This is a genomic window from Roseiconus lacunae, from assembly GCF_008312935.1.
GTDB classification, from domain to species: Bacteria; Planctomycetota; Planctomycetia; order Pirellulales; family Pirellulaceae; genus Stieleria; species Stieleria lacunae.
Genome location: NZ_VSZO01000008.1, coordinates 90,943 through 102,576, shown reverse-complemented (window position 1 = coordinate 102,576; position 11,634 = coordinate 90,943). Strand labels below are relative to the sequence as shown.

The following is an 11,634-nucleotide window of genomic DNA, read 5'->3' as shown; positions in this document are numbered from 1 at the left end:
CTAACTGAAGTGTCGAGGTGAGGCTGTGAGAAAGCTTTCATGAGTAAAACGGGGCATGATCCCGCGTTCGCCACGATCGAGGTTCGGTGGCATGACGCGGTTGGTGTTCGCTGTTTTTAGTCCACCAGTGCCACGCGTCCGACCTCCTCTAGGCTAGTGAGATGTTGTTCGGCTAAACGCAAGCCTTCGCTGATCAGCGTCGGGCCCGTTCGGATCGAACGTAGCGATTCCAAGTCCGCGCCGTCGTTGATCAACGTGCGGATCGCAGGTGTGATTTCAAACAATTCGTACACGCCGGTTCGACCGCGGTAACCCGATTCGAAACAATCCGCACAGCCACGGCTGCGTGCAAAGCCGTGGCGTAGGTCGCCTTCGTAGTGCAGTTGTTCGAGTAAGGCCGTCGACGCGTAGTAGCTTTCGCGGCAACTGGGACAAAGGTTTCTCATCAAACGCTGAGCAACGACGCCGACCAAGCTGGCCGCGATCTTGAAATGCTCGACCCCCATATCGACGAGACGTGTGATCGCGGTCGCACTGTCATTGGTGTGCAGGGTGCTGAGGACCAAGTGACCGGTCAAGGCGGCCTGGATTGCGGTTTCGGCGGTTTCTCGATCGCGGATCTCGCCGACCATGATCACGTCGGGGTCTTGTCTGAGGATACTGCGCAAGGCCTTCGCAAACGTGATTCCGGAATCGTTAGCGACCTGCACTTGGTTGATCAATTCGAGTTGGTACTCCACCGGGTCTTCGACCGTGATCACGTTTCGCTCGATCCCTTTGATCAGTTCCATCGCGCTATAGAGCGTCGTGGTTTTGCCGCTACCGGTCGGTCCGGTCACCAGCACCAGTCCGTGCGGCCGGCCGAGCATGCGACGGAGGCAAGCCAGCGAATCCTGTGGGATGCCAAGTCGATTTAGGTCAAACGTAACACGGCCGCGATCCAGGACTCGCATCACAACTTTTTCGCCAAGGACGGTTGGGAGCGTGCTGACTCGCAAGTCGACATCGCGGCGGCTGATCCGAACGTGCAGTCGTCCGTCTTGTGGGTGTCGGTGTTCGGCGATGTCAAGCCGAGCCATGACTTTGATTCGCGAGACGATCGCCGCGTGCATTTCTTTGCGCGGCTTCATGACTTCACGCAGGGCTCCGTCGATGCGAAAGCGAATCGACGTGAACTTTTGCCCTGCTTCGACGTGGATGTCACTGGCTCCTTGCCGGACGGCTTGGATGATGGCGTAGTTGACGAGGTTGATGACCGGACTGCCTTCGGCAAGTTGCTGTGCGCCATGGAGATCCAAGTCGATCGCTTCGGACTCAAGCTCAAGCTGCTCGACGTCCAGGTCAGCGGTCACCGAATCGACGGAAAAATCGGCTTCGTAGCACCGTGGGAGTAGCCGTTCGATGCCGCTGGCGAGGGTGAGAACCGGGCGGATGCGACAACCGCTCAGGTCGGTCAATGCGTCGATCGCCGAAAGGTCTTGTGGGTCGGCCATCGCCACGGTTAGTTCATCGTGAATCCGCATGAGCGGTAAGACACGATAACGTTCGGCGTCTTCGCGAGGAATCAACTGAACGGCGGCCGGATCGATCAAGCCCTCGCGAAGTTTGACGCCTTCGACGCCGAGCTGTTCGCCCATCACCGGTAGCAGGTCAGCTTCGTCTACCAGGCCTAACTCGGCGACGACTTCGCCGAGTCGCTTGAACCGTTTGCGTTGCAATTGGCTGAGGTTTCCGCCAGCGTCTTGGGCCGCGATCGCCCGCAGGCGTTCTTCTTCACTTTGTTGATGCGCGAGCGCCGTTTCGAGCTGGTCTTCACGCAGCAAGCCAGCTTCGATCAGCCGCTGTCCGAGCGGCCGAATCTGCTTGACCGGCGTCCAGCCTTGGCGTGGATGAACGATCCGCGATTCCGGCGACCGCTGGGGTGTGTCGCCTGAAGTTGGCGAAATTTGATCAGCGATTACGCCAGCGTCGTTTCGGCGAGTGGGGGAGTGGTTCAGGAACATCGTGGGTTACGCGAAACTGCCAAGGGCCGAAGTGAGGTCGGGGAACGATTCAATTTTCGAACCCACGCCGGTGACACGCAGCACGTCGGCACACAGTTCGCTGACGCCACACAGTCGAACACAGCCGCCCCTGTGACAACTGCGCTCACTCAGTTCGACCAACCATTCCAGACCCGACCCATCGATCAGTGGTACGCCGGAAAGGTCAACGACGACCGCGGGGGTGTGGCCGATCATCGATCGCTCAAAGAGTTCTTCGATCGAGACAGACGTCTCCATGCGGATCGGACCTTCGTTGACGATCACGTGAACCGTGCCGTGCTTTTCAATTCGTTGCATTGATGTGTCCTCGGTATTGGGAAGCGCCATCAAAGGTGGTTTCAAATTCCGCTTCGCGATTGACCGCCGATCGGCAATCGCATCGTGAACGTCACGCCATGATCGGGTTGACTCTTCAATTCGACTTCGCCGCCGTGCATGCGGACGACTTCGCGGGTGAACGCCAGCCCTAGGCCGTTGCCACGCATTTGACTGTTGGCGATGTTGGTTCCGCGATAGAACTTTTCAAAGACCTTTTCTTGTTCGTCCGGATCAATGCCCGGTCCGTTGTCTTGAACGTCGATGCGAACGCAGCCTTCGTGGATGCCGCAGCGGACGATGATTTCACCGTGATCGGGGGTGTACTTGACGGCGTTACCGACCAAATTGACCAAGGCCGCTTGAAGTTTGTCTCGGTCGCCAAAAACGGTCGGAAGTTTTGGGGGCAGTTCCGTCGATAGCCGTTGTTGTTTTTGTTCCGCTTGGGCTCGCATTTGGTCGGTCGCATATTCGACCATCGGAAGGATTTCCAACTCGTGACGGTTGGCGACCATCGACCCGGCTTCCATTTGACCGACGGTCAGCAGTTGATCGACCAGTCGTCCGAGTCGATGCGATTCGGAGACGATGACATTGCAGAATTCCTTTTGCCGTTCGACTTCCAGCTGTTCTTCCGCCGCGAGCGCTTCGGCGTAGGCCTGCAAGTTGTTCAGCGGCGTACGTAGTTCATGCGTGGCGGTCATCAAGAACTGATCACGGGACTGCGTGGCCAACGCTTGCTGGGTCACATCACTAAGAATCCATGCCATGCCTTCGCCGTCTCCGACGCGTCCATCAAGCCGGCTGCGGGAAATTCGCAAATGAACACGCTCGCCGCCGATTTCAACTTGGTGCCGCTCGTGGATCATTCGAACGTTGCTCAGCAAGCGATTGCGTTTGGCAATCTCGGTGTCGGTTCCGGTCCGCAAGCTGAGTAGGTCCAGCAAGTCTCGCCCGCCATGGTTGGCTCGGTCGGCGAGACCGAACAGACCACATGCAGGTGGGCTAATGAATCGCATCCGGCCATCCAAATCGGTGATCACCCAAGCGGTCGGCAAGCCACGCATCGCACGGGCTAATGTGACCGCTTCTTGATCGAGCGTTGCCATGGATCGAGAATCGTCGGCGTCGGTTGCCGAGGCGGCTTCTTGAAGTAATTCGTTCCAGGCTTCGGTGATCGGATCGGCACCGATCAGTGGGCGAACGGTTTTCCATCTTGCGGGAGCGCCGAGCGACTGTCGGAGTTCTGATTCGATCGTTCGCAAGGTACGGACCGAACGAATCGAGAACAATCCGCATAGGGCGCACGCGGCCACGGTGCCGATCCAAACCATCGAAACAAAGGCCCGATCGTTGGGGAACGAAGCCGAGGCGATCGAGCCGGCAAGTGCGCAGCACGAAACGACGAAAAACAGAATGCCGATCCGTGTCGTGATCAACGGTTGTCGGCGAGACCTTTTCGTCGGGGACGCGATTTCCACGATGCGTTCGGTCGCTGAATCGGATTCAAACGCCACGGACGGGGAGACGATTGTGTCACCGGCGAGCTCAGTCATGAAAGCTGCCTATCGTCGACGGCGAACGCTGCAGGGGCGGTGCCCCCAAATTGCTGGGCGAGATTCTTGAGGGCGGCGACACCGCCGTCATGCCGGCGATCGTCGCAGGCGTCGCAATGTTCACCCCGCGTTGTCGTAGCGTCTGGACGATCAATTCGCTCAGCCCACGAGGGCTGAACGGTTTGTGCATCACGGCGATCAGACCGAATTCTTTGCGAAGTTGCTCGCTATCGAGTTCGAAACCTTTTGCGGTGCACAATACTGCTGGAACGTCGGTGATCTCCGGGATCGTTTGGATCGCTCGGAGTAGCTCGATGCCTTCCAGGCGGGGCACTTGAAAATCGGTGACAAGAAAGCTGATGTCTCCGGTAAGCAGACGCTGAAAGCCCGTTTCACCATCAGATACCGCTTCGACCGCAAGGCCCGTCTTTGCGACTGTGAAATGAAGCACGCGGCGGAACACCGGGTCGTCTTCGATAATCAGGACTGTGGGGGAAGCGGTGGCAGATGACATGAGATCGACGTGATCAAGTGTTAGAACCGAATCAAAAACGCCGTGATAGGAAACGGCGGTGAGAGGAATGTCTCTCGGAAGCCGTCCTACCAATCGTGCCCGACTTCCGATCCGTTCGGATCAAGGTTCAGTCTCAAGCTGCCGTTGTGCGGCTTATAGGCCCATCCGTTAGTCGAGTCCGGTGCGGGGACAACGGGCTCGGCTGTCGATGTGGTGTCGTAGTAAACCCCCGACAATCCATCGACCGAACCGATCGACGGGGCGGGGAAGGGGCCGTTGAGCATCTCTTCCATTGCCGTGGCCAACTCGCCATCGCCAGGGTAGCTGCCGGTTTGGGCGCGATACATCTCGATTGCGTTTCGCATCACCGCGAGTTGCTGACGCGTGGTGTTAATCTCTGCCTGTTCGGCGGTCGTAAACATTCGCGGTGCCGCGACGGCGGCGATCACGCCTAAGATCAAAATCACGATCACCATTTCGATCAGAGTGAACGCGTTTCTCTTTTTCCGATTCATCAATCTAAAGCCCTAACGCATTGATTGTGGAGGGACGGCTTCGAGCCCGGTGGGAAGCCGAACGCCGTGGGTACGGCGGGTTTTCATTCATCAAAAGCTAGGACGGAAACAGATGTCGCAGGTCGTTCTCGGCAGAAATCAAGTTTTTTCGCCCACTCTGCAGCGGGCTGTGACGGTTTGCGACCATGACAATCGTTGCAAACCGTTTAGCATGGCGTTCAGGCGACAACCGGTGAGTTTCGGAAACGCGGATCGTTGCCTCCATGCATCGCGGCGGGGCTGTCAATCGAACGCGATCAAACTCCGGCAAATGAATTTGAAAAAGAAAGCCAAGTGGAATGCCACTGGGACATGCACCCAGGAAATTGACCGAGGATTGCTGGCAGGCCGCGTCGCAGGTCGCTGGGGCGGTGACAAAGTCTCAGCACGGGCGCGTTCGGCCGGTGTGACGACGAGAACGGATAGGCATCTTCTTTCGCGGTCGCCGGCACGGGCTGGTGCATGCAACGATCGCTTCGTTGCTTGTTGGCATTGATTTTGCGTTAACCAAAAATTCAAGTGTGGCTGTCTTGGGTTGGATGGGGCAGTCGCGTCGTTTTGCCCGACTGCGTCTACCCCACGCAACGGCCATCCCGCACAGCGTCAACTTACTGCCGGAATCTGCCACCGTGAACGATCGTCAGCGTCCCCTTTGGATCATCATTTTTGCCGTCTTGATGGCCTGCATTGCCTTACGTCTCAACGGGGCGTAGTTTGTCGTAGCCAGCACCGGTAATTGGGAGCAGTGCCAGCACCGGTAATTGGGAGCAGTCGTCCCCGTTGTTTTCGGGTTTCGCTTCCTGGCATGCCTTCCTTTTGTGCGCCAGGTCTGCGGCACGTGTTTGTCGGCTGATCTGTCATACCCGGAATAGCAATTGTGCCAAAGCCGCTGGGTTTTGGTGGCCCATCGAGGGCCGTTGAGGACGCGTTTGCGAGGGCGTTCTTGGTTGACACTTCATGACCAGATCAGTAAGTTGAACTCTCACAGCACTGGTACACGCAGATGCCCGGTCCTGCCACAAGGTCCGGGTTTCTTTTTTGTCATAAGAGGACCCGATTTCGCGACCACGATTCGCTTGGCGCTGGATGCGCGATCGAAGCGACGGCCCAGCGAGTCGGATTGCCCAGTGAAGGGCGGACGAGCGTTGCAGTGACCCCATTTTGTATTCCGCTCATCTCGTCATTCGTCTGTCAAGAACGTCAAAAATACTATGAATCCGCAAGACATCCTGCGTTACGTCGACTCGCTGCATCGCGAGAAGAACATTGACACAGAACTTGTGTTCGCTGCCATCGAAGCTGCCCTGCAAACGGCTGCCAAACGACAGTACGGCGAGGATGCCGACATCGTGGTGCGTCTTGATCGCGAAAACGGACGCATCAACGCGGTCTTGGACGGAGAGGCCCTAGGGGACGACCAGATCGGGCGGATCGGTGCCCAGACAGCTAAGCAAGTGATCATCCAAAAGGTACGTGAAGCCGAACGCGACTCGTTGATGAGCGAGTATCGCGACCAGATCGGTGACATGGTCGCCGGCATTATCGGCCGGGCTGACGGCGGTGTCGCTACGGTCAACCTCGGGAACGTCGAAGCGATTTTGCCTCGTAGCGAGCAGATTCCCCACGAGACGCTTCACGCCAGTGAGCGTGTAAGGGCGGTCGTGTTCGAAGTCAAGTCGGCCGGGAACCGCGTCCGGGTCGTCCTTAGCCGCACACGTCCACAACTCGTTCAACGTTTGTTTGAACAGGAGATCCCTGAGCTCAGCGAAGGTGTGATCGCGATCAACTCAATCAGCCGTGAGCCTGGTTACCGAAGTAAAGTTGCCGTCAGTAGTGGGGATTCGCAGGTGGATCCGATCGCCGTTTGTGTCGGATATCGAGGAAGCCGAATCAAGGCGGTTCGTGAGGAGCTGGCCGGTGAGCACATCGACGTCGTGCGTTACAGCGACGATCCCGAAGTTTTGATCCCCAACGCCCTGCAGCCGGCCGAGGTCGAGCAGGTGTTGTTGTGCGATATGATTGGCCGGGCGATCGTGTTGGTCCAAGAGGACCAGCTTTCGCTTGCGATCGGTCGTCGCGGGCAAAATGTTCGGTTGGCCAGCAAGCTATGCGGCTGGGATATCGAGATCATGACCGCGTCGGAATTGGAAGAGCAGATTGAACGGGCCGTCGCGGCCTTCAGTCAGCTTGACGGGATGACGGCGGAGATTTCTCAGTCGCTGGTCGAGCAGGGTTATTTGTCTTATGACGATCTGTCCGTGATTGAACCTGATCAATTCATGGAAATGAGTGGTCTGACCGAAGAGCAGGTGGATCGCATTGTTGACATGGCCGAGGAGAAGGCAGAAGAAGCGGAAGCCGCCGCGAATGCAGAGCGGCAGGCCCGTAAAGAACGTGAGCGAGTCGCCAATCAAGCGGACGTGCAGTCAAGCGATGATGTGGTGACTTCCGGTGAGCCCGCCGTCGATGCCCAGGTCGATGCGGCACTGCAGGAAGCCAAGTTGGAAGACGGCGAGGCTGTTGTAGCGGGTGCAGACCCGGACGCGGGCGAACGGGTGGCGGATGAGCAAGAGGTAGACGAGGCTGTTCAGGCAGCCGAGGATGACGTTGCCGAGTCTGACGCGGTTGGAGCCGATCAAGAAGTGGCTGCGAGCGTCGAGGCGACGGCTGCGTCGGAAGAAGAAGTGGAGGATGAGGTGGCAGCAAAGCCTCAACAAGAGAGTTAGTGAATTCCACGGGCAACGCCTGCGATCTGCGCGTCGGGGATTTGGCAATTGCCAGATGTCCGAGGCGATTCGGTCGCGGCCGGTGGATCGAACGATAGCGTCGGTGTGGTTACACACCTATCTCTTTCGCGTTTGCCTGCCCCTCGACTGGCTGGTCCCTGGCCCGGTTCACGTTCGACTGCGTCAATTTGACAGAAAGAGCGGGCGATCGGGGGCGGGGAACTTGAAAAAGTCAGTTGAAATCCGGTTTTGCCCCTAGGTCGGACCTCTTGCCGAACGCTGTTTTTCGCTATCCTTTGCGAATCTGGCGGGCCACGGCGATCGCAATCGGCGTGGCTCGACTACTTAATCAAAGACGACAAACCTTCCGGGCCATCATCCGGGACTGATCCATCGATCGGGACTTGGGAAGCGAACATCACTTGCGGGGCACCGCAGTCGGCGTCGCGATGCAGGCCGATGGAGGAGAGTTTTATGTGACTTAAAGAATACTCGGAACACGCAATCGCCAGGCGAAATTAGAGAGGCGGTCGGTTCCACTCAATTTTGACAGGATTTTCACCCCGTGGCAGCACGCATTTACGCGCTCGCAAAAGAATTAAATCTCGATAGTAAAGATCTGGTTGATCTCGTTAAGAAGGTTGGAATCACCGGAAAGGGCTCGGCATTGGCCAGCCTGACCGATGACGAAGTCAAACGCGTGCGCGAGCATCTTAGTGGAGCTTCGGCGCCCTCCAAGCCTGCAGCCGCTCCCGCAGCGGCAAACGAACCGCAACGAGCTCCCGTCGCCGTCCGCCAATCGGTTCGGGCCGAGCGGCGTCCGCTGAAGCTTGATTCTGGTGGACGAGGTTCGTCAGGTGGCGGCAAAGCCCCGGAGCCGGCGAAGGACCAGTCCGCCGAAGTGCCTGCGGCTGAGCAGCCGAAAACGGAAAGCTCGGAGCCGAAGTCACGCCCCGAACCAAAGTTGCGGGCCCCCGCTCCGCTCCCGCCGGTCGAACAGGCGAGTGAACCGGAAGCACCCGCCGCACCGGCGCAGACGCCCGACGTGCGTTTGCCAGCCGGAAGCCGTAATCGCGGTGGTCTGGCCGGGCGGATGTCGAAATCGAGCCCCTCGGCCGCAAATAAGCCGGCGACGCCGAAGCAACCATCGCCCCCGGCAGCCGATACGAAGAAGCCGCAAACAGCTCCTTCGCCACCGAAGGTCGAGCGTCCAGAAACGCCCGCCGCCCAGAGCAAGCCGGCGGATTCGCCCAAGAAGCCTGCGGCCCCTGTCAAGCCAACGATGCAAGCGGAACGGTCGCGGCCGCCGTTGGCGGTTCGTGGTGGTAGCATCGGAGGCGGAGGCCGTGTTCGATCGTTGGATCAACGCCGATCGGTAGGCGGAACGGGTGAGCAGCCCAAGGGCAACGGCGATAGCAAGGGGAAGCGACGCGAGCCGCGGATCGCAATCAATCTGGCTTCGCTACCGGATGCCCCGAAGGAAGTCGCGCCTAAGTCGCAAGATAAGGTCAAGGCCCAAAAGCCGGATATTAAGCTGAGTCCCGATCTGATCGCCGGACACAAGCAAGGTGTCAAAGCTCCGCTCGATAAGTTGGCGGCCGAATCGGCTGACACGAAGCGTGGCGGTGCCGCTGCTGCCGGTGCTGGTTCCAAACGCGGGGGCTTGTCCGGGTTCACCGACAAAGGCAAGCGTGGCCGTGGCGGAAGCGAAGAAGATGAAGGCCAACGAAAGAAAGGGTTGGCCGGAATGGCCCGTGCCCGTGCCGATCGTGGCCAACGTCGTGGTCGCGGACGCGGAGACCTGTCGCGTAGCTACTCCCGTGAAGATGGGCGTCACCAGCGTCGGACACTTCAGCACCGTGGTACAAATACCGCGGCGCCTCGGAAAGAGCCTGTTCAGATCGAACTGCCATGTACGGTGCGTAGCTTCTCCGAAGCTGCCAGTGTTCCCGTGGCTAAGGTCCTCAAGTCGATGATGACGATGGGGATCATGGCTAACATCAATGCTGAGTTAGAGTTCGAAACGGCGGAAATAATCGCCGCGGAATTGGATCTTGAACTGCAGCTGAAGGAATCGGAAACACTCGAAGACGAATTGATCACCGAGATCGAAGATCAGGTTGATAGTCCCGACTCGTTGATCGCACGTCCGCCAATTGTGACGTTCCTTGGACACGTCGATCACGGGAAAACAAGCCTGCTGGATTACTTGATTGGCATCAATGTCGTCAGTGGCGAAGCCGGCGGGATTACCCAACACATCCGAGCCTACACGGTGGACAAGGATGATCGCAGTGTCACGTTTGTTGACACTCCGGGTCACGAAGCGTTTACCGAAATGCGTGCTCGGGGTGCTAATGTCACCGACATCGCGGTCTTGGTCGTCGCCGCCGATGACGGGATCATGCCGCAAACCGAAGAAGCGATCAGCCACGCAAAGGCGGCCGGTGTTCCCATCGTCGTCGCACTTAACAAGGTTGACTTAGAAGGCGTTGATCAAAACCGTGTGTTGACTCAGCTGACCGAGCATGAGCTGACCCCGAGTGAATGGGGCGGTGACGTCGAAGTTGTTCGGACCAGTGCCATTACCGGCGACGGGATGGATGAGTTGCTCGAGGTTCTGCTGACCGTCGCGGAATTGAACGAATACACCGCGAATCCTGATCGAGCCGCCCTCGGTGTCTGCTTGGAAGCAGAACAGCAAGGTGACCGTGGGGTCGTCGCCAAGATGGTCGTGCAGAACGGAACCATGCGAGTCGGTGATGTGATCGTTTGCGGGCCGACTTATGGGCGCGTCCGTGCGATGAACGACACCTTGACCGGTGAATCGATCGAAGAGGCCGGTCCGAGCACGCCGATCAGCGTGATGGGATTGGAGTCGCCTCCCGGTGCGGGGGACCGTTTCCATGTACTCGAAGACATCGCCGATGCACGGGAGATCGCCGGGCAGCGTGCCGACGTTAGCAGTCGCCAGTCGCTATCCGGTTCGACGACCAAGGTTTCCTTCGAGAACTTCCAGTCGATGCTTCAGGATGGGCGTTTGGGTCAGTCCGAAGAGAAGGTCAAGCTGAACGTCATTATCCGAGCCGATGTGAAGGGATCACTCGAGGCGATCGACAAAGAATTGACAAAGTTCGAGCATCCCGAAGTCGAGATCAAAGTGTTGCAGCGTAGCGTCGGCGGTATCACGCTTGCCGACGTGACCTTGGCCGACGCTTCTGACGCAGTCGTCCTCGGTTTCAACGTGATTCCGGATGATCAGGCTCGATCGCTTGCCGATGAACGCAAGGTCGAAATTCGTCGCTACGAAGTGATCTACAAGTTGACCGATGACATCAAGGCGATGATCGAAGGTCGCTTGAAGCCCGAAGAGCGAGTGGTCGATCTTGGACAAGCGGTCGTCAAGCAAGTCTTCTCGATCAGCCGTGTCGGTACCGTTGCCGGTTGCTATGTCACCGCCGGTTCGATTCATCGTGGTTGTCGCATTCGGGTCTTCCGCGATAGCCGCTTGATCGGAGATTACGGACTCGATTCGCTTCGTCGGATCAAAGAAGACGTGAAAGAAGTACCGCGTGGAATGGAGTGCGGTATTCGTCTGCAAGGCTTCAACGACATCAAACAAGATGACGTACTGGAAGCCTATCGAATCGAAGAGGTCGCGCGAAAGCTCGACTAAATGCCAGGGATGGTTAACGAACGCGTTCGTCGTGATCGAGTCGGTCACGGCGTTTGCTCCTAGGCTTTGAACTGATTAAAGTCGCCCGTTCGCCCCGCGAAAGTTGCGTCCCAGGACGCGCCTTTTGCAACGCTCGGGGTGACGATGTGAAGACGCTAAGTCTTAAGTTCACAGCCTCTACGTCAGTGCCGTCCCCTCTCTGCCAATCTCCATCTCCACCCCGTATTCCATCTTTCTGCTAGGCTGAT

At 58.1% G+C, this 11,634-nt stretch carries 7 protein-coding genes; 2 read left to right on the top strand and 5 right to left on the bottom strand.

Annotation, left to right across the window (positions count from 1 at the left end; all coding sequences use genetic code 11):
• Positions 1–116 precede the first annotated feature (116 nt).
• The 5 genes from FYC48_RS11965 to FYC48_RS11945 form a co-directional block, all read right to left on the bottom strand.
• Positions 117–2,003 carry a GspE/PulE family protein gene (locus tag FYC48_RS11965; protein ID WP_149496944.1) on the bottom strand — a complete coding sequence of 629 codons (1,887 nt, stop codon included), beginning with the start codon at positions 2,001–2,003 and terminating at the stop codon, positions 117–119.
• Between the two features lie 6 nt (positions 2,004–2,009).
• On the bottom strand, positions 2,010–2,342 hold the full coding sequence (locus FYC48_RS11960) for an STAS domain-containing protein (RefSeq protein ID WP_160149472.1): 333 nt from the start codon (positions 2,340–2,342) through the stop codon (positions 2,010–2,012).
• Positions 2,343–2,383: 41 nt separating this feature from the next.
• The gene (locus FYC48_RS11955) at positions 2,384–3,916 is read right to left on the bottom strand and encodes a PAS domain-containing sensor histidine kinase (RefSeq protein ID WP_149496942.1); all 1,533 of its coding nucleotides are present in this window, start codon (positions 3,914–3,916) and stop codon (positions 2,384–2,386) included.
• Positions 3,909–4,430, bottom strand: coding sequence for a response regulator (locus FYC48_RS11950; RefSeq protein WP_149496941.1), 522 nt, complete (start codon positions 4,428–4,430; stop codon positions 3,909–3,911). The genes FYC48_RS11955 and FYC48_RS11950 overlap by 8 nt, the downstream gene beginning before the upstream one ends.
• An 86-nt stretch (positions 4,431–4,516) precedes the next feature.
• Positions 4,517–4,945 (bottom strand): type II secretion system protein, encoded by a 429-nt coding sequence (locus FYC48_RS11945; RefSeq protein WP_149497089.1) that lies wholly within the window; start codon positions 4,943–4,945, stop codon positions 4,517–4,519.
• A gap of 1,250 nt (positions 4,946–6,195) precedes the next feature.
• On the opposite strand from FYC48_RS11945, the gene nusA reads away from it, so the two are divergent.
• Together nusA and infB are read left to right on the top strand one after the other, a co-directional pair.
• The gene (gene nusA / locus FYC48_RS11940) at positions 6,196–7,710 is read left to right on the top strand and encodes a transcription termination factor NusA (protein WP_149496940.1); all 1,515 of its coding nucleotides are present in this window, start codon (positions 6,196–6,198) and stop codon (positions 7,708–7,710) included.
• Positions 7,711–8,275: 565 nt separating this feature from the next.
• Positions 8,276–11,386: a translation initiation factor IF-2 gene (gene infB, locus FYC48_RS11935; RefSeq protein WP_149496939.1), complete on the top strand. Its 3,111-nt coding sequence runs from the start codon at positions 8,276–8,278 to the stop codon at positions 11,384–11,386.
• Positions 11,387–11,634: the final 248 nt, after the last annotated feature.

Coding starts and splice junctions, on each gene's coding strand:
- FYC48_RS11960 (WP_160149472.1), bottom strand. CDS start 2,342: ATGCAACGAATTGAAAAGCACGGCACGGTTCACGTGATCGTCAACGAA.
- FYC48_RS11945 (WP_149497089.1), bottom strand. CDS start 4,945: ATGAATCGGAAAAAGAGAAACGCGTTCACTCTGATCGAAATGGTGATC.
- FYC48_RS11955 (WP_149496942.1), bottom strand. CDS start 3,916: ATGACTGAGCTCGCCGGTGACACAATCGTCTCCCCGTCCGTGGCGTTT.
- FYC48_RS11965 (WP_149496944.1), bottom strand. CDS start 2,003: ATGTTCCTGAACCACTCCCCCACTCGCCGAAACGACGCTGGCGTAATC.
- FYC48_RS11950 (WP_149496941.1), bottom strand. CDS start 4,430: ATGTCATCTGCCACCGCTTCCCCCACAGTCCTGATTATCGAAGACGAC.
- nusA (WP_149496940.1), top strand. CDS start 6,196: ATGAATCCGCAAGACATCCTGCGTTACGTCGACTCGCTGCATCGCGAG.